Source organism: Microbacterium sp. B35-30 (assembly GCF_010634855.1).
In the GTDB taxonomy this organism is placed as follows: domain Bacteria; phylum Actinomycetota; class Actinomycetes; order Actinomycetales; family Microbacteriaceae; genus Microbacterium.
Genome location: NZ_MWLQ01000011.1, coordinates 282658 through 300824 on the forward strand (window position 1 = coordinate 282658; position 18167 = coordinate 300824).

Sequence of the window (18167 nt, forward strand, 5' to 3'; positions counted from 1 at the left end):
TCCCACACTCAGGCACGCTCACACAGTGCCGCACATATCGCTCGAGGAGTCCCGCCATGACCGACGCTCGCCCCGCACAGGGACCGATTCCGGACAAACCCGTACTGGAGGGCCTCGAGGACAAGTGGGATGCGGCGTGGTCCCGGCAGGGCACCTACCTGTTCGATCGCGCGCGTGCCGCGGAGGTGGGTCGCGAGGGCGTCTACTCGGTGGACACTCCCCCGCCGACCGCGTCGGGGAGTCTTCACATCGGGCACGTCTTCTCGTTCACGCACACCGACCTCAAGGTGCGGTACGAGCGCATGCGCGGCAAGACCGTGTTCTACCCGATGGGCTGGGACGACAACGGCCTGCCCACCGAGCGCCGCGTGCAGAACTACTACGGGGTGCGCTGCGACCCCTCACTCGCGTATGAGTCCGGCTTCACGCCCCCCTTCGAGGGCGGCGACAACAAGTCCAGCCGCGCCGCCGACCAGGTGCCGATCAGCCGCCGGAACTTCATCGAGCTGTGCGAGCGGCTGACCGTCGAAGACGAGAAGCACTTCGAGGCGCTCTTCCGCCAGCTGGGGCTCAGCGTCGACTGGACGCAGACCTACCGCACCATCTCGGACGACACGATCCGCACCAGCCAGCGGGCCTTCCTGCGCAACCTCGAGCGCGGCGAGGCCTACCAGGACCTCGCCCCCACCATGTGGGACATCGACTTCCGCACCGCCATCGCGCAGGCCGAGCTCGAGGAGCGCGAGCAGCCGGCGGCGTTCCACCGCGTGGCGTTCCACAAGACCGACGGCTCGGGCGATGTGCACATCGAGACGACCCGCCCGGAGCTGCTGGCCGCGTGCGTCGCGCTCGTCGCGCACCCCGACGACGAGCGCTACCGGCCGCTGTTCGGCACGACCGTTCGCACCCCCCTCTTCGAGGTCGAGGTGCCGGTGCTGGCCCACCCCCTCGCCCAGCCCGACAAGGGCTCGGGCATCGCCATGATCTGCACCTTCGGCGACGTGACCGACATCATCTGGTGGCGCGAGCTGAACCTCCCCAACCGCACCATCCTCGGCCTCGACGGACGCATCGTCCCCGAGGCGCCGGAAGCGATCGAGACGGATGCCGGCGCCGCCGCGTACGCGGAACTCGCCGGCAAGACGGTGTTCAGCGCGAAGAAGCGCGTGGTGGAGCTGCTCCAGGAGTCCGGCGAGCTCGTCGGCGACCCGAAGCCCTTCACCCACGTCGTGAAGTTCTACGAGAAGGGCGATCGCCCGATGGAGATCGTCTCCACTCGTCAGTGGTACATCCGCAACGGCGCCCGCGACGAGGCGCTGCGCGAGAAGCTCATCACGCTCGGGAAGCAGATGTCGTGGCATCCCGATTTCATGCGCGTGCGCTTCGAGAACTGGACCAACGGCCTCACCGGCGACTGGCTCGTCTCGCGCCAGCGGTTCTTCGGCGTGCCGATCCCCGTATGGTACGCGCTCGACGAGAACGGCGAGCGGGACTACGACCGCGTCATCACTCCCGACCACGCCTCGCTCCCCGTGGACCCGTCGACCGATGTTCCCGCCGGCTACACCGCCGATCAGCGCGGCGTTCCCGGTGGCTTCGAGGGCGAGAACGACATCTTCGACACGTGGGCGACCTCGTCGCTCACGCCGCAGCTCGCCGGCGGCTGGGAGCGCGACCCGGAGCTCTGGAACCTCGTCGCCCCGTTCGACATGCGCCCGCAGGGCCAGGACATCATCCGCACCTGGCTCTTCTCGACGCTGCTGCGCAGCGCCCTCGAGGACGACCGTGCGCCGTGGACGGATGCCGCGATCTCGGGCTTCATCGTGGACCCCGACCGCAAGAAGATGTCGAAGTCCAAGGGCAACGTCGTCACCCCGGCCGACATCCTGTCGCAGCACGGCTCGGACGCGGTCAGGTACTGGGCGGCGTCGAGCCGCCTCGGCACCGACGCGGCGTTCGACCCGCAGAACCCGACACAGGTGAAGATCGGCCGCCGGCTCGCGATCAAGGTGCTCAACGCGGCGAAGTTCGTGCTGTCGTTCCCCGTGCCCGAGGGCGCCCAGGTGACGCACGCGCTGGATGCCTCGATGCTCACGGCGCTGGACGCGGTGGTGCGCGACGCGACCAAGGCGCTGGACGCCTACGACCACGCACGAGCGCTGGAGCTGACGGAGTCGTTCTTCTGGACGTTCTGCGACGACTACCTCGAGCTGGTGAAGGAGCGCGCCTACAACCAGACCGACGTGGGGCAGGCCTCGGCCGCCCTGGCACTGCGCACGGCGCTCTCCACGCTGCTGCGGCTCTTCGCTCCCGTGCTCGCGTTCGCGGCGGAGGAGTCGTGGTCGTGGTTCAACGAGGGCTCGGTGCACAATGCCCAGTGGCCCGAGCCGCTCGGCATCGAGGGCGACCCGGCGGTGCTCCGCATCGTCGGAGAGGCGCTCATCGGCGTCCGTCGTGCGAAGACCGAGGCAAAGGTGTCGCAGAAGGCCCAGGTGTCACATGTCACGATCGGCGCTCCCGCTGACGCCATCGCCGCGCTGCGCCTGGCCGAGGGCGACCTGAAGGCCGTCGGTCGCATCGCCGAGATCCGCTACGACGAAGCCGACGCACTGTCGGTCACCGATATCGAGCTCGCACCGCAGGAGGACTGACATGCAGCTGGGAACCCGCTGGACATCCGGCGACGAACCGCCCCAGGCCGTGCCCGAGGCGCTGCGCCGCGGCATCCGCTCGGTCGATGAGACCATCCCGGCCGACCAGCTCGGTCAGCCGCGTCCGCACTGGACGCTCACCTGGCTCGAAGGCAAGCCGATCGCGGAGCTCGACACCGGCGTGATCGTGACACTCGATGCCGACGGCAAGGCCGTCGCCCGGAACGATCCGGACGACGGCTTCGGCTAGACCGGTTCGAAGAGACCGGGACTCAGTCCTCCGGAGCGTTGTGCGTCGATGCGGAGAGCAGCAGACGCACCGCGACGAGACTCGCGACCAGGGTGACGCCCGCGGCCAGCAGGAACGGCAGCCGCAGATCGATGCGCGCCACCCAGCCGCCGAGCAGGGTCGCGAAGGGGAAGATGCCCCACGTCAGCGTGCGGCTGATGCCCAGCACACGGCCGAACAGGTGCCCGGGCACGATCCGCTGCCGGAGGGCGCCCCACGGCACGTTCCAGGTCGAGACCGCCGCAGCCATGGTGGCGTAGGCGATCGTGGCCGAGATCGCCTCGGGCGCCGCCCACACCCCGGCGAGCCCGATGGCTGCGACGAAGTTGGCCGCGAGCATCACTCGGCCGCGTCCGAACCTGGCGACCAGTGACGCCGCCACCAGCGAGCCCGCGAGGCCGCCCAGCCCGATGCCGGCGGTGACGAGTCCGATGGCGGCCGGCGCGACGTGGTGCACATCGAGGAAGTAGAGGAACACCGGCGCCTGCGCGAACGCGAACGCGCAGCCGACGATCGAGGTGAAGAGGACCATCGAGCGGAGGAAGCGGTGGCTCCAGAGATAGGCGAGCGCTTCTCGTGCCGAGACGTTCGAAGGTGCGGATGCCGCTGCCTCGGGGTCGGCGTCGGTCTCGGTCTCGGCTCCCATGTCGGCCGCAGCGAGAGGCTCACCGGCTGCGACCGCGGCCTCTGCCGTCGATGCGCTGTTCTTCGGCACCGACCGCTCCGACTGCAGCGGCCGGGCGGCCGAGAGCGGCAGCATCACCGCCAGGACGATGGGGATGAGGTAGCCCGCAGCACCGACCCACAGCGGCAGCGCCAGCGAGATGGCGAACAGGACACCGGCGATCGGCGAGGCGATGAAGCTGTCGATCGTGATCTGCGCCGCCTGCAGCCAGCCGTTCGCACGATCCAGTGCAGGGCGCTGCACGACGCTCGGCACGATGGAGTTCGTCGCGTTGTCGAACAGCGTCTCTCCGAGGCCGAACACGAGCACGCCCGCGAACAGCCACCAGATGTCGATCGCCCCCGCGACGGTCAGGGCGGCCAGCCCCACCGCCGCGACTCCCCGGAGCCCATTGGCGATCGCCATGATCCATCGACGGTCGAAGCGGTCGACGATCATGCCGGCGGGCAGTCCGAAGACGAGCCAGGGCAGGAATGCCAGGGCGCCGATGGCCGAGATGGCGAGCGGGTCCCGGGTCAGGGTGGTCGCGACGAGCGGGACGGCGACGCGCCCCAGGCCGTCGGCCAGGTTGCTGAAGGCGGCGGCGGTCCACAGCTTGCCGAAGTCGCGGCCGAGTGGGACCCTGCCCGCCCGCCCGGCCGACGCTCCTGGAGGCTCTGCCGTGCCGAGCCGCTCGCTCATCGCGGGGGCATCCCCAGCGCGGCGAGTGCCTCGGCATCGCGACGTGCGCCGGTGGCGGTGGCTCGAGCGGACATCGCACGGCGCCACTCGGCACCGTGTCGCAGCTCGACGCGTGCGATGACGTAGGCATCGATGGCGGATGCCGTCCGCAGCAGCGTGCGGTCGAATCGTGTGGTGGCAGATGCCACGAACCCGCGTGCCGCGAGCTCGCCTGCCGTGATGGTGCTCATGACTGTGCTCCTAGGTCGGGGAGCGGGAAGACGTCTGCCCGAATGGTGACAGGGCGCACGTTCTCGCCGGTCTGATTGCGGTACTTGTCCACGGCCTCGTCGATCATGGCCATGATCTTGATGGTGAGCTCTTTGCTCTGCTCGGGGGTGAGTCGAGCGGTGGCCGTCGAGATGAGGGTGCCGTCCTGCCACGCCTCGTCTTCGCCTCCGATCCCCCGATTGACGAAGTCGAGCAGCTGCTCGTTGCGGTTGCGCAGGAATTCGTTCATGACGACCTGGGTCGCCGCCCGGCCGGCAGGGGTCGCCATGGCTTCGGGATTGGCGAACGACACACCGCCGACGGGGCGTTCCCACCACCGCTCGCGGCCCGTGCCCCGGTCCGCGGCCTCACGGATGAGGTCCTGCTTGGCGAGCGCGCGGAGGTGGTAGCTCGTCGAGCCGCTGGACTCCCCCAGCCGCTCGGCCAGCGAACTCGCCGTCTGCGGGCCGTACTGGCTCAGGATGTCGTAGATCCTCACGCGCAGGGGGTGGGCCAGCGCTCGGAGCGCACCGGAATCGAGGACCCGGTCTTGGTGCGGACGCTGAGCGTCGGCGCCTGCGGCGTCCGGCTGCTGCGGTGTCTCGTTCTCTGGCATGTCCTCACGATAGCAATGCAAAGGAATCTTTGCAAGGGTTTTTTTGCAAGTAGTTGTTTGCAAACGGATCTCGGCATTCCCCGACCGCGCCACTAGGCTGGTCGCCATGCCGAACGCCAACCCGCTCCTGTCCCCCAGCGCCCTGCCCTACGGACTTCCGGACTACTCCGCGATCCGCCCCGAGCACTATCTGCCCGCGTTCGAGCAGGCGTTCGCGGCGCACACGGCCGAGGTCTCGGCGATCACGCGGGTGCGCTCCATGCCGACATTCGAGAACACCCTGGTCCCGCTCGAAGAGAGTGGGCGACTTCTGGGCGATGTCGCGCGGACGTTCTACACCGTGTCGTCGGCGGATGCGACATCCGAGATCCAGGAGATCGAGGAGCAGCTGGCGCCGCTCATGTCGGCGCACCAGGACTCGATCCAGCTGGACTCCGATCTGTACTGGCGGATCAAGACGATCCACGACCAACTGGACCAGCTCGACCTCACGGCGGAGCAGCGGTATCTCGTGGAGCGCCACTACACCGAGATGTCCCACGCCGGCGCCGGCCTCGACGACGACGCGAAGAAGCGCCTCACCGAGCTGAACCAGCGCTTGTCGACGCTCACCACGCAGTTCGAGAAGAACCTCCTCGCCGATACCAACGACTTGGCGGTCGTGTTCGACGACGCCTCCCAGCTCGACGGGCTCTCGGAGGGCGAGCTGTCCGCGGCCGCGCAGGCCGCCGCCGACCGTGGCCTCGACGGCAAATGGGTCGTCACACTCACGCTGTTCACGGGCCACCCCTACCTGTCGAGTCTGACCGACCGGGAAGCACGCGCACGCCTGCTCGCGGCATCCCGTTCACGCGGCTCTCGCGGCAACGAGCACGACAACCGTGCCACCCTGCTGGAGATCGTGCGCCTGCGGGCCGAGCGAGCGGCGCTGCTGGGGTACGACTCGCACGCCGCCTACATCACGTCGGATGAGACCGCGGGCTCTCCTGCAGCGGTGCACGACCTGCTCCGACAGCTCGCGGTGCCCGCGGCCCGCAATGCGCGCCGTGAGCAGCAGAAGCTGCAGGCGATCATCGACGCCGGGAGCGATCCGTTCCTGCTCGAGGCGCACGACTGGGCGTTCTACACCGAGAAGGTGCGGGCTGCGGAGTACGACCTCGACCGGGCTGCGCTGCGCCCGTGGTTCGAAGCCGAGCGTGTGCTGCAGAACGGCGTGTTCCGCGCCGCGACCGACCTGTACGGCATCACGTTCAGCGAACGCGGCGATCTCGGCGCGTACCACGACGACGCACGCGTCTTCGAGGTGCACAACGCCGACGGATCCACACTCGGGCTCTACATCCTCGACCTGTACACGCGTGACACGAAGCGCGGCGGCGCCTGGATGAACTCGATCGTTCTGCAGTCGCGCCTGCGCGGGACGCAGCCCATCGTGGTCAACAACCTCAACGTGCCGAAGCCCGCCGAGGGGCGACCGACGCTCCTTAGCCTCGACGAGGTCACGACGCTGTTCCACGAATTCGGTCACGCGCTGCACGGCCTGTTCGCGACGGTCACCTACCCGCACTTCGCGGGCACCAACGTGTACCGGGACTTCGTCGAGTTCCCGAGTCAGGTGAACGAGATGTGGATCTACTGGCCCGAGATCCTCGGGTCGTACGCCCGCCACATCGACACCGACGAGCCGCTTCCGAGCGAGATCGTCGAGAAGCTGCATGCCTCCGAGGCGTTCAACCAGGGCTTCGCGACCAGCGAGTACCTGGCGGCGGCGTGGCTCGACCAGGCGTGGCACTCGCTCTCGGTCGACGAGGCGGCGGCCGACCTCGACGTCGCCGCGTTCGAGGCATCCGCTCTCGCCGACATCGGCCTCGACAACCCGGTGGTGCCGACGCGCTACTCGTCGACGTACTTCGCGCACGTCTTCTCGGGCGGCTACAGCGCCGGCTACTACTCGTACATCTGGAGCGAGGTCCTCGACGCCGACACCGTGGAGTGGTTCCGTGAGAACGGCGGCCTCCGCCGCGAGAACGGCGACCGCTTCCGCGATCGACTGCTGGGCGTCGGCGGATCGAAGGATCCGCTCGAGGCGTACCGGGACTTCCGCGGGCGGGATGCAGCGATCCAGCCGCTGCTCGAGCGCCGCGGCCTCGCAGGGTAGGCGCTAGCCACCGCCGGCGTGGGCTACCGCCCATGCCGCCGCTGCCGCGCGCGTCGGCACTCCGAGCTTCGTCCGGGCATTGGCGACGTGCCGGTGCACCGTGTGGACGCTGAGGAAGAGCTCGGCCGCGATCTGCGCATCCGTCTTGCCCTGTGAGATCAGCACGAGCACCTCTCGCTCCCTGGCCGAGATCGGAGAGGCCATCCGGCCCGGCCCCGTCTCCGGCTCCCGCGTGTCGGCCACGAGTCCGCCGGGGAGCTGCGCGTCGGTGACGCCGTCGAAGGCGAGCGCACGGCGCAGGAAGCCGGCGGCGTCGCCGTGCCACGGGTGATGAGCGGAGCCGTCGAGCACCTCCAGCCGCGCACCGGGGATCGCGGCCGCGGCGGCGGCACCGAGCGCGAGGGGAATGGCCCGATCTCCTCTCCGGTGCAGCACGAGGGCGGGCGTCCGCACGCGAGACGCTGCCGCGCGAGCGTCGAACGAGTACACCGCGCGAAGCCCCGCAGCCGCGGCATCGGCGGTCGCGGTCGATCGCTGGTGGCGGGCGTAGGCGCGGCGCTGCTCCGCCGTGGCGTCCGGGTAGAAGATGTCGGACATCACTCGCGAGCTGACCCCCCAGCTGCGGCGCACCAGCTCGACGAGTGCCGCACGGTCGGCGGGCGAGGCGATCGAGGAGCCGTCGAGGTACGCCCCGGACAGGATGAGACGCCGCACGCGATCCGGATGCCGCGCCGCGAACTCGACCGCGACCGCGCACCCGGACGAGCCCGCGAACAACGTCGCCTCCGGTGCGTCGGCCGCGTCGAGCACAGCCTTCATCGCCGCGACGTGAGGCTCGAGGCTGTCTGGAGTCTCGGGGCGCGACCGTGAGAGCCCGCTTCCGGGCGGGTCCGTCCGGATGACGCGACGATGACGCGCCATCTCCTCCACGAACGCGCGGAACGGCGCGTACTCCCAATCGCGCTCGAGATGACTCATCCACCATCCCCCGATGAGCAGGGGCGCGCCGGACCCGATCTCCGACCATGCGACGTCGTCGGAGCCCGACCAGACGTAGCTGACGGTGGACACGACATCAGTATGGGCCACGCTCCCGCCCGCCGCGGGCGGGGCGTGGCCGCCGGCGCGCGGCGCCTCGGGCTCGCTCACCGATCGAGCGCTATCCCAGCCGGGCGAGCAGGGCAGTCGCGCGTGGATGCCTCAGGGCGATCCAGGTCGCGTCCGCGCGCGCGACCACACCACCGCTCTCGTCGACCATCGCGACGGACGTCTCGTACCGCCGACGGTGCTGCTCGCGGGTCCAGCTGTGGAGTACGAGATGCTCCCCGACGCGTGGACGGCGTTCCACGTGGCCCGTGATCGTCCCCAGCAGGCACAGGATGCGCTCTTCCAGCGCGTGCGCCGGGTAGCTCGGGCAGTCGAGCGCAGCCCACACCGCGGGATAGTCGGCGACGCCCGCGTGCGACACGTGCGTGTCGACGCTCCACGGCGCGGCGAGACGCGTGCCACCGGCCAGCGGGCCCGGCGTGACGTGCATGCCGTCCACGCGCTCCGTTCCGCACACGACGCAATCGGCCAGAGCGTGGCGCACGCCGGCCAGCGGGTAGCGGGATCTCGCCGCGAGCGCTTCGTCATAGGTGGGCGCGGCCGGCATGGCCGCATCCACGAGGCGACCCGGGCGCGCCCGCGCGAGGAGTCGCCGCCGGTCGAAAACCAGTGCGCCACCACTCCCGTCACCGACCACCGGCAGCTCGCGGCCGAGAGGGATCGGCCGGTGCAGGACCACGGTGGTCGTCTCCGCGTCGATGTGCTGGGCGATGGAGCCGGCGGCGAAGCCGCCGTTGGCGGAGCGGCGTGGACCGTTCAGCCGGCGATCGATGGCGACGGTGCCGATCTGTTCGGGCGAGGTGGTGAAGTCGGGCGCCGAGAGGGCGTGCGTCGAGGAGGGGTCGAGTTCGAGGGCGGGAAGAGCGAGTGCTGACATGCTCCGAGTAAAGGCGTGGCGGCACCCGCCCCGCCTCGCCCGATCCGGCTATTCGCGCATGGCCCGAAATGGCCAGACCGAGGGAGGCTGATGCCGTCGGAGCTCGTCAGATCAGCTGGAGCTCTCGCGCGAACGCCCGCACACGATCGGCCATCACCGCCGGCACTTCGGCGACGGCGAAGTGTCCGCCCTCGCTCAGCCGCTCGAAGGTGCGCAGGTCACGGTAGAAGCGCCGCGCGAGCGATTCCGGGTAGTCGCCCTCGTGGCGCTGGATGTGGACGGATGCCGGGATCACGACCGGGGGCATCTCGTCGGGCTGGTCTGCCCCCTCGTAGTACGGGCGGAACGAAGAGCCGATGCTCTGCGTCGTCCAGTAGATCATCGCCTCCGTGAGGATGCGGTCGCGCGAGATCCGGCGTTCGACCGCCCGTGGATCCCCCGCGGGCGTGTCGCTCCACTCCACGAGCTTCTCGGCCAGCCAGGCGACGAGCCCCGCCGGAGAGTCGTTCAGCGCGGCCGCCAAGGTGTCGGGTCGCGTCCCCTGCACGTGCCCGTACGCGCCGTTCGCACCACCCCACTGCTCGAGGCGGGCGAAGAACGCCACCTCGTCGGGCGCCGTGAGCTCCGGTCGCTCGACCATCGACGGGAAGTGGGAGTGCGTCACGATGACCCCGGCGATCGCGTCGGGGTACGAGCCGGCGATCAGATCGTTCACGTTGGCCGAGACGTCCTCGCCGTACGTGAGATACCTCTCGTAGCCCAACACCTCCGTCATGAGGGCGTGCATCGTGGCCGCGAGGCGGACCTCGGTGACGGGCCCGTCGGCATAGACCGACGAATAGGCGAAGCCCGGGAAGCTCGGCACCACCACGTGGAAGTCGGGCAGCAGGTCGGCGAAATCCAGCTGCAGTGCGAACGTGTGCGGCCAGCCGTGCATCACGAGCAGCGCCGGCGCGTCGGCGCGTTCGGAGCGCAGATGCGCGAAGTGGACCGTGCTGTCGCCGACCTCGGCGAGGAACTGGGGATGCCGGTTCAGCCACCCTTCGCGGCTGCGCCAGTCCCAGGTGCGCCAGGTCGCGACGAGTTCCGCAAGGTAGTCGGCGCTCATGCCGGCCCGCGGCCGGCGGGGCGAGTCCGGCAACGGCCGGAAGCGATCGAGACGCTCGCTCAGATCGGCGAGTTCGGAATCGGGCACCTGGATGGAGAAGGGGCGCGGGCTGTTCACACGCCGAAGCTACTCGGCACCTCCGACACGCGCGCGCATCGCCTGCATGGCCCGCTTCGTCCGCGCGAAGGTGGTCCGCCGGCCTCCCGACGGGACCGCGCGGATGGATCAGGCGCTCTTGCGCTTCTCCCGCAGGACGAAGGTCGGCGCTGCGCCCTCTTCCACGGCGGCCCGGGTCACGATGACCTTGTCTACGTCGTCGGTCGAGGGGATGTCGAACATGATCGGGCCGAGAACGTCCTCGAGGATCGCGCGCAGGCCGCGCGCGCCGGTCTTGCGTGCCACGGCCAGATCGGCGATGGCTTCGAGCGCTTCGCGGTCGAACTCGAGCGCCACGCCGTCCAGTTCGAACATGCGGTGGTACTGCTTCACGAGCGCGTTCTTCGGCTCGGTGAGGATCTCCATGAGCGCTTCGCGATCGAGCGGAGATACAGACGCCACCACCGGCAGCCGGCCGATGAACTCGGGGATCAGGCCGAACTTGTGCAGGTCTTCGGGCTGCACATCGCCGAACAGATTGAGGTCTTCGTCCTTGCGGTGCAGCGAGGCGCCGAAGCCGACGCCGTGCTTGCCGACGCGTGACGAGATGATGTCTTCCAGCCCGGCGAAGGCGCCGGCCACGATGAACAGCACGTTCGTCGTGTCGATCTGGATGAACTCCTGGTGGGGATGCTTGCGACCGCCTTGCGGCGGCACGGATGCGACGGTGCCCTCGAGGATCTTCAGGAGCGCCTGCTGGACGCCCTCCCCCGACACGTCGCGGGTGATCGACGGGTTCTCGGCCTTGCGGGCGATCTTGTCGACCTCGTCGATGTAGATGATGCCGGTCTCGGCGCGCTTCGTGTCGAAGTCGGCGGCCTGCAGCAGCTTGAGGAGGATGTTCTCGACGTCCTCGCCGACATACCCCGCCTCGGTCAGTGCGGTCGCGTCCGCGACGGCGAACGGGACGTTGAGGCGCTTGGCCAGGGTCTGTGCGAGGTAGGTCTTGCCGCACCCCGTGGGCCCGAGCAGGAGGATGTTGCTCTTCGCGAGCTCGATCTCGTCGGCGCGCTGCTCGGCGGACTGGATCGTGCCGTGTGCGCGCACGCGCTTGTAGTGGTTGTACACCGCGACCGACAGCGCCCGCTTGGCATCGGTCTGACCGACCACGTACTCCTCGAGGAACGCGAAGATCTCGCGCGGCTTGGGAAGATCGAAGTCTGCGACGACGCCCGACGAGGACTCGGCCATGCGCTCTTCGATGATCTCGTTGCAGAGCTCGACGCACTCGTCGCAGATGTAGACGCCCGGCCCAGCGATGAGCTGCTGGACCTGCTTCTGGCTCTTGCCGCAGAAGGAGCACTTGAACAAGTCGGCGCTTTCACCGATGCGTGCCATGCCGCTCCTCCTCGTGACGTCGGGGGCAAGCCCCCCAGCTGTTCTCCGAGCCTAATAGCTGACGCCGACATGCGGCGGCATTGCGACGCACGTTGTGGAATCGGCGGTTTCGCGCTCAGCGGACGCCCCGCCGCCCGGCCGCACGACGACGCCCCGCCGCCCGGAGAATCCGGGCGACGGGGCGTTGAAGAACCGCTGCTGTCGAAGCGACTACTTCGTCAGCGCAGCCTGCTGGCCGCGCTTGCGCGTGGTGAGCACCTGGTCGACGAGGCCGTACACGACGCTCTCCTCGGCGGAGAGGATCTTGTCGCGGTCGATGTCCTTGTTGACCTCTTGCTGCGTCTTGTTGGAGTGCTTCGCGAGCGTCTCTTCGAGCCAGGTCCGCATGCGGAGGATTTCCGCGGCCTGGATCTCGATGTCGGACGCCTGACCGTGCCCGGCCTCGCCGACGGCGGGCTGGTGGATCAGGATGCGGGCGTTCGGCAGCGCGAGGCGCTTGCCGGGCGCACCGGCGGCCAGCAGCACGGCCGCCGCCGACGCCGCCTGACCGAGCACGACCGTCTGGATCTGCGGCGACACGTACTGCATGGTGTCGTAGATCGCCGTCATCGCCGTGAACGAGCCGCCGGGCGAGTTGATGTACATGATGATGTCGCGGTCGGGATCCTGGCTCTCGAGCACCAGGAGCTGGGCCATGACGTCATCCGCCGAGGCGTCGTCGACCTGGACGCCCAGGAAGATGACGCGGTCCTCGAAGAGCTTGTTGTACGGGTCTTGGCGCTTGTAGCCGTAGGCCGTGCGCTCCTCGAACTGCGGCAGGATGTAGCGGCTGCCGGGCATCTGGAGGCCCTGGGGTGCCAGCGGCGCGCCGCCGAAGGTGGGGGTCTGCATTCGGGTTCTCTCTCTTTCGCCTTCGGGTGCCGTCAGCTCGCGGATCCGGCGGTGCCGCCGCCGCCGATGACGTCGAGTGCCGAGTCGCGGATGTGGTCGACGAAGCCGTACTCGAGCGCTTCCGGAGCGGTGAACCAGCGGTCGCGGTCACCATCGGCATTGATCTGCTCGACGGTCTTGCCGGTCTGGGCCGCCGTGATCTCGGCGAGGCGCTTCTTCATGTCGAGGATCAGCTGGGCCTGGGTCTGGATGTCGCTCGAGGTGCCGCCGAAGCCGCCGTGCGGCTGGTGCAGGAGCACGCGCGCGTTCGGCGTGATGTAGCGCTTGCCCTTGGTGCCGGCCGTCAGGAGCAGCTGCCCCATCGATGCCGCCATGCCGATGCCGACCGTGACGATGTCGTTGGGGACGAACTGCATGGTGTCGTAGATCGCCATGCCGGCCGTGATCGACCCGCCGGGCGAGTTGATGTAGAGGTAGATGTCCTTCTCGGAATCCTCGGCGGCGAGAAGCAGGATCTTCGCGCAGATCTCGTTGGCGTTGTCGTCGCGCACCTCCGACCCCAGCCAGATGATGCGGTCCTTCAGCAGCCTGTCGAAGACGCTGGTCGCGACAAGTGGTTCGGCCATGTGTACTCCTGTTTCCTTGGGTCGCCATCGAATCTACCGGCGCGTCACGAGCGACCCGCCCGTGTTCGCCCTGGGCAGATCAGGCGGTGCCGTCGCTCAGCTCATCGGCGTACGCGGCGACCGATCGTGTGTATCGGCTGAGGTGCGGGGCGAGGGTTCGCAGGGCGACGGATGCCGCCTCCCGCTCGCGACCGAGCGACACCAGGGCGAGAGCCAGAAAGGCCGACGCCTCGTCGTGGAGCGGCGAAGCGGGCTCGCGGGACAGCTCCGCCCGCAGCAGCCCGACCGCTTCCTCCGCGCGCCCGAGATTGCGCAGTGTGCTCGCGAGCTGGATCACGGCCTGCGGCCGGTGCACGTCGTCCAGCCCTGCGTCGAGGGCTGCGCGATACAGCGGGGCGGCGTCCGCCTCGAGCCCGGCGGCGTCTCGCGCGCCAGCACGCTCGAACAGCGCGACCGGGTCGCCGACCGGCCGCTCGGCCGCGAGGGCGTCGATCCGCTCGACCCTGGATTCGTCGCTCAGCCCGTCATCGTTCCAGACGGCCTCGATACGCGCGGCCCAGTCGTCGTGCACGGTTCCTCCTCGATGAAGAAGGGGACGGATGCCGCGGCATCCGTCCCCCGATCACTGCGGTCGCAGCGATTACTCCTTGTCGGCCGCGGCCTTCTTGGCCGGAGCCTTCTTGGCCGGAGCCTTCTTCGCAGCCGGCTTCTCGGCCGGGGCCGCTTCGGCGTCGGCGTCGGCAGCAGCCTTCTTGGCGGCGGGCTTGCGGGCGGGCGCCTTCTTCGCGGGCGCCGCGGCCTCTTCCGCCTCGATCACGGCGTCTGCGTCGGCTGCGGCATCCGCGATCTCCTCCGCCTCGTCGACGACTGCTGCTTCGTCCGCAGCCTCGTCCTCGGTGGCGACGAAGCCGCTGAGGTCGACCGGGTTGCCGTTGGTGTCGACGACCGTGACCTTGCCGAGCGCGACGGCCAGGGCCTTGTTGCGGGCGACCTCGCCGATCATCGCGGGGAGCTGGTTGCCCTCCTGCAGCGCGTTCACGAACTCCTGCGGAGCCATGCCGTACTGGGCGGCGGACTGCACGAGGTACTGCGTGAGCTCGTCCTGCGACACCTGGACGTTGACCGTCTCGGCGATCTTGTCGAGCAGCATCTGCGTCTTGAACTGCTTCTCGCTGGCCTCGGCGACCTCGGCGCGGTGCACGTCGTCCTCGAGACGGCCTTCACCTTCGAGGTGGTTGTGCACCTCGTCCTCGATGAGCTGCGGCGGAACGGGGATCTCGACCTGCTCCAGCAGCGTCTCGATGAGCTTGTCGCGCGCGGCGGAGCCCTGCGAGAAGGCGCCCTGCTGGCCGACCCGCTCCTTGAGGCTGTCGCGCAGCTCGGCGATGGTGTCGAACTCGCTCGCGATCTGAGCGAAGTCGTCGTCGGCCTCGGGAAGCTCGCGCTCCTTGACGGCCTTGACGGTCACCGAGACCTCGGCTTCGTCGCCGGCGTGGTCGCCGCCGACGAGCTTCGAGCGGAACGTGGTGTCCTCACCGGCGGTGAGCGACTCGATGGCCTCGTCGATGCCCTCGAGCAGCTCGCCCGAGCCGACCTCGTACGACACGCCCTCGGCGCGGTCGATCTCGGCGTCGTCGATGGTCGCGACGAGGTCCAGCTCGACGAAGTCACCGGTGGCTGCGGGGCGGTCGACCGTGACGAGCGTGCCGAAACGGGCGCGCAGACGGTCGAGCTCCTCGTCGATCGCGGTCTCGTCGACCTCGATGGCGTCGACCTCGACGGTCGTGCCCTCGAACGAGGGCAGGTCGAACTCGGGGCGCACGTCGACCTCGACGGTGACCTCGAGGTCGCCCGAGAAGTCCTTCTCGTTCGGCCACTCGGTGACCTCGGCCGACGGGCGGCCGAGCACGCGCAGCTCGTGCGACGCGGCGGCCTCACGGTAGAACGTGTCGAGGCCTTCGCTGACGGCGTGCTCCAGCACCGCGACGCGGCCGATGCGCTGGTCGATGATCGGAGCGGGCACCTTGCCCTTGCGGAAGCCGGGGATCTGCACGTCCTGCGCGATGTGCTCATACGCGTGCTTGATCGACGGCTTGAGCTCGTCGGGGCTGACCGTGATGTGCAGCTTCACCCGGGTCGGGCTGAGCTTCTCGACGGTGCTGTTCACCATGCCTGTACTTCTCCTCTATCGGACCGCGCGAGGACGCGGCAGTTGAAGGTCTGGGTTCGGAATTCTGAGGGCCGTGATTGTCGGGGCGACAGGATTTGAACCTGCGGCCTCCCGCTCCCAAAGCGGGCGCTCTACCAAGCTGAGCTACGCCCCGGGCGGGTTCGCACGCGTGCGTGCGCCCTTTCTGCGCTCCGAAAAGCACAGTGGCCCCGAGAAGTCTAGCCGACCCGCCCGGGCCGTACCTGCGCGGGCCTCAGATCGACTCCACCCAGGCGGCTCGCCAGGCGGGCGCCGGGAACGGCTTCGTCCAGTACGCCGTCTCCTTGGCGATTCGACCATCGCGCATCTCGAAGAGGAAGACCGTCTGATATGGGTCGCCGTCGCCGTAATCGAGATCGGCCTCCAGCACCCACAGGTCGCCCTCGCCGTTGAGCTGCCGGGGCGAGATGGTCGGCAGCTGCGGAAACGCTCCGTAGATCGCACGGCGATTGGCGGCGCCGACGATGCGCTCCCCGGATTGCGGCCACTCCATGACCGCGTCGTCATGGAACAGATCGTCCATCCCGCCGATCTCGCCGGCGTTGAGCGTCGCGACGAGCGCTTCGACAACGTGCCTGCCCGTGCGTTCCATCGCAGCGGTCCTTCCCTCAGCCGCGCGTCGGGACTGCGGGTCGGAAAAGGTTGACCGCCGCGATGTACTACGATTGGGCGGTGCCCGCTCGCGGGCGCACGGGGATGTAGCTCAATGGTAGAGCCTCAGTCTTCCAAACTGATGGTGCGGGTTCGATTCCCGTCATCCCCTCCACAGGGCCCCCAACGTGCCGCCGAGGCGATACCGCGGGCCTTTCGCGCGGACGCCGTCCGAAACGGTCATCCCGATCCATCGTCCGACCCGCGAATGCCGGCCTGCTGCTCGGCCCCTCGGAGGAAGGGCCGGGGGCGGAACTTCTCAGGATGGCTCAACCACGAGGCCGCGACGGGAGGAAACTCCATCCGGAGGCGGTGCCGGTCCATTCGCCGCTCTGTTTCATCGGGATCGTCGATGATCGTGTCGATCGCCGTCGTCAACCAGTCCGTCAGCACCTCGGCGTTCGGCTCGTCGATCTCGGCGATGATGCCGCGCGCGAGAGGAAGGTAGTGCCGAATGCCGCTGCGCTGCCCGAGACCCATGTCCTTGGCTCGCGAAGCCCTGTAGGCCTCGAGCGCATCGACCAGTCGGCGTCGCTCGGAGCGGCGGATGAGTTCCACGTTCTGCCTGGCCAGCCGATTCGCAGCCGACGACGCCCGCAGTGCCGCCACTGCGAGCACTGTGGCCACTGCAGCCGAGATGAGCGCGACGACGAGGGCGGTCAGCCCCACTCGACTCTGGCCTTCCAGCAGAGTGACCACGACGTCGAGCCGGCAGCTGACGGGATCCAGGCGCTCCTCACAGCCTCCCACGGGGCAACCATACTGTCCGGGTCCAGACGCGCACAGGGCGATGCTGCGGGTGCGGCCGACGGCCGACGGCCGAAGGCCGCCCCGGTGGCGGCCCTTCGTGCTCAGGCGATCCGCGCTATTGCGCCGGCGCCGCAGCGGGCAGACTGACAGCAGCACCGTTCACCACTCGCTCAGGAGGCGTGATGAGCAGCCGGAAGCCGCCACCCGGTCCGCCGCAGCCGCGCAAGCTGCCGCGCCGCCCGGCATCGACCCTCGCCGAGAAGTGGACGCGCATCGACGACGTCGACGTCTTCTATCGCGAGTCGCCGCGGCCGTCCCGCGATCCTCGCGTCATGGCCCACGTGCACGGGTTCGGCCTGTCGGGCCGCTACCTACTGCCGACGGCCGAGATGCTCGCCGACGATTTCCACACGTACGTCCCCGACCTTCCGGGCTTCGGCCGCAGCGGCAAGCGTCGAGACATGCTCGACATCCCGGACCTCGCGCGCGCCGCGCTCGATTTCCTCGACGATCGCGGCGTGGAGAAGGCCTCGCTCGTCGGCAACTCGATGGGATGCCCTGTCATCATCGAGTTCGCCCACCGGTACCCCGAGCGGATCGACCGCGCCGTGCTCGTCTCCCCCGCCGGAGGACTGTTCAATCAGCCGCTTCGCCGGGCGATGAAGCAGCTCTCGCAGGACGCTCCGCGCGAGCCCGTCCGGATGGCGCGCGTCGCCGTTCCCGACTACGTCCGGTTCGGCGTGCCCAGCACCGTGCGCATGTTCCGCTCGCTCACGCAGTATCCGTCGCTCCAACGACTGCTCGAGATGCGCATCCCGACGCTCGTCGTGCTGGGGCAGCGCGACCCGCTGCTGCCGCACGCGCACCGCGTCGACGAGATCGCCAGCCAGACAGACAGCCATGTGCTCGTCGTGATGCTGGAGGGCGCCGCGCACGCGATCAACTTCAGCCATCCCGGACAGCTGGCGCACGTCATCCGTCAATTCATGGACGATCTGCCGATCGAGAACGACCCGGCCTGGCCGGGGCACGTGCGGCTCTACGAGGTGCACCGGGGCAAGCATCACCCGCCGGCGCGGCCCAGCGAGTGACGCGCGCGCCTTGGCGCCGCGGCCGAGCCCCCGG

17 protein-coding genes and 2 tRNA genes are annotated in these 18167 nt (G+C 69.2%); 5 read left to right on the plus strand and 14 right to left on the minus strand.

Features of this window, described 5'->3' with window-relative positions; genetic code table 11:
- Positions 1–56: 56 nt before the first annotated feature.
- Both valS and B2K11_RS05655 read left to right on the plus strand, forming a co-directional pair.
- Complete coding sequence (valS, locus tag B2K11_RS05650; protein WP_163617268.1) at positions 57–2651, plus strand: valine--tRNA ligase; 2595 nt, start codon at positions 57–59, stop codon at positions 2649–2651.
- A gap of 1 nt (position 2652) precedes the next feature.
- A complete protein-coding gene (locus tag B2K11_RS05655; protein WP_163617269.1) occupies positions 2653–2901 on the plus strand; it encodes a hypothetical protein in 249 nt (82 codons plus the stop codon).
- Positions 2902–2923: 22 nt separating this feature from the next.
- Here the strand turns inward: B2K11_RS05655 and B2K11_RS05660 are convergent, their stop codons facing one another.
- Genes B2K11_RS05660 through B2K11_RS05670 form a run of 3 tightly spaced genes read right to left on the minus strand, consistent with a single transcriptional unit; the run spans position 2924 to position 5171 of the window.
- Positions 2924–4306: an MFS transporter gene (locus B2K11_RS05660; protein WP_163617270.1), complete on the minus strand. Its 1383-nt coding sequence runs from the start codon at positions 4304–4306 to the stop codon at positions 2924–2926.
- A complete protein-coding gene (locus B2K11_RS05665; protein ID WP_163617271.1) occupies positions 4303–4536 on the minus strand; it encodes a hypothetical protein in 234 nt (77 codons plus the stop codon). The genes B2K11_RS05660 and B2K11_RS05665 overlap by 4 nt, the downstream gene beginning before the upstream one ends.
- Positions 4533–5171 (minus strand): helix-turn-helix domain-containing protein, encoded by a 639-nt coding sequence (locus B2K11_RS05670; RefSeq protein ID WP_163617272.1) that lies wholly within the window; start codon positions 5169–5171, stop codon positions 4533–4535. Before B2K11_RS05670 ends, B2K11_RS05665 begins: the two co-directional genes overlap by 4 nt.
- Positions 5172–5277: 106 nt before the next feature.
- On the opposite strand from B2K11_RS05670, the gene B2K11_RS05675 reads away from it, so the two are divergent.
- Complete coding sequence (locus B2K11_RS05675; RefSeq protein WP_163617273.1) at positions 5278–7329, plus strand: M3 family metallopeptidase; 2052 nt, start codon at positions 5278–5280, stop codon at positions 7327–7329.
- A gap of 3 nt (positions 7330–7332) precedes the next feature.
- Here the strand turns inward: B2K11_RS05675 and B2K11_RS05680 are convergent, their stop codons facing one another.
- The 10 genes from B2K11_RS05680 to B2K11_RS05725 all read right to left on the minus strand — a co-directional run bounded on the left by B2K11_RS05680 (position 7333) and on the right by B2K11_RS05725 (position 16233).
- Positions 7333–8400, minus strand: coding sequence for an alpha/beta fold hydrolase (locus B2K11_RS05680; protein ID WP_163617274.1), 1068 nt, complete (start codon positions 8398–8400; stop codon positions 7333–7335).
- Between the two features lie 88 nt (positions 8401–8488).
- A complete protein-coding gene (locus B2K11_RS05685) occupies positions 8489–9313 on the minus strand; it encodes a hypothetical protein (protein ID WP_163617275.1) in 825 nt (274 codons plus the stop codon).
- A 106-nt stretch (positions 9314–9419) separates the two neighbouring features.
- On the minus strand, positions 9420–10538 hold the full coding sequence (locus B2K11_RS05690) for an epoxide hydrolase (protein WP_163617276.1): 1119 nt from the start codon (positions 10536–10538) through the stop codon (positions 9420–9422).
- Between the two features lie 108 nt (positions 10539–10646).
- Positions 10647–11915 (minus strand): ATP-dependent Clp protease ATP-binding subunit ClpX, encoded by a 1269-nt coding sequence (clpX, locus tag B2K11_RS05695; protein ID WP_163617277.1) that lies wholly within the window; start codon positions 11913–11915, stop codon positions 10647–10649.
- 210 nt (positions 11916–12125) lie between these two features.
- Positions 12126–12806, minus strand: coding sequence for an ATP-dependent Clp protease proteolytic subunit (locus tag B2K11_RS05700; RefSeq protein WP_163617278.1), 681 nt, complete (start codon positions 12804–12806; stop codon positions 12126–12128).
- Positions 12807–12838: 32 nt separating this feature from the next.
- The gene (locus tag B2K11_RS05705) at positions 12839–13432 is read right to left on the minus strand and encodes an ATP-dependent Clp protease proteolytic subunit (RefSeq protein ID WP_163617279.1); all 594 of its coding nucleotides are present in this window, start codon (positions 13430–13432) and stop codon (positions 12839–12841) included.
- 79 nt (positions 13433–13511) lie between these two features.
- Positions 13512–14003, minus strand: coding sequence for a tetratricopeptide repeat protein (locus B2K11_RS05710; protein WP_163617280.1), 492 nt, complete (start codon positions 14001–14003; stop codon positions 13512–13514).
- A 69-nt stretch (positions 14004–14072) separates the two neighbouring features.
- Positions 14073–15602: a trigger factor gene (gene tig, locus B2K11_RS05715; RefSeq protein WP_163617281.1), complete on the minus strand. Its 1530-nt coding sequence runs from the start codon at positions 15600–15602 to the stop codon at positions 14073–14075.
- 80 nt (positions 15603–15682) lie between these two features.
- Positions 15683–15756: transfer RNA gene (locus B2K11_RS05720), tRNA-Pro, on the minus strand.
- Positions 15757–15855: 99 nt separating this feature from the next.
- Positions 15856–16233 carry a nuclear transport factor 2 family protein gene (locus tag B2K11_RS05725; RefSeq protein ID WP_163617282.1) on the minus strand — a complete coding sequence of 126 codons (378 nt, stop codon included), beginning with the start codon at positions 16231–16233 and terminating at the stop codon, positions 15856–15858.
- A 100-nt stretch (positions 16234–16333) separates the two neighbouring features.
- On the opposite strand from B2K11_RS05725, the gene B2K11_RS05730 reads away from it, so the two are divergent.
- A tRNA-Gly gene (locus B2K11_RS05730) sits at positions 16334–16407 on the plus strand.
- A gap of 65 nt (positions 16408–16472) precedes the next feature.
- Here the strand turns inward: B2K11_RS05730 and B2K11_RS05735 are convergent.
- Complete coding sequence (locus B2K11_RS05735) at positions 16473–17042, minus strand: hypothetical protein (protein ID WP_163617283.1); 570 nt, start codon at positions 17040–17042, stop codon at positions 16473–16475.
- A gap of 182 nt (positions 17043–17224) precedes the next feature.
- Here B2K11_RS05735 and B2K11_RS05740 point away from each other — a divergent pair, with 182 nt between their 5' ends.
- Positions 17225–18133, plus strand: a complete 909-nt coding sequence (locus B2K11_RS05740) for an alpha/beta fold hydrolase (protein WP_163617284.1) — start codon at positions 17225–17227, stop codon at positions 18131–18133.
- Positions 18134–18167 lie beyond the last annotated feature (34 nt).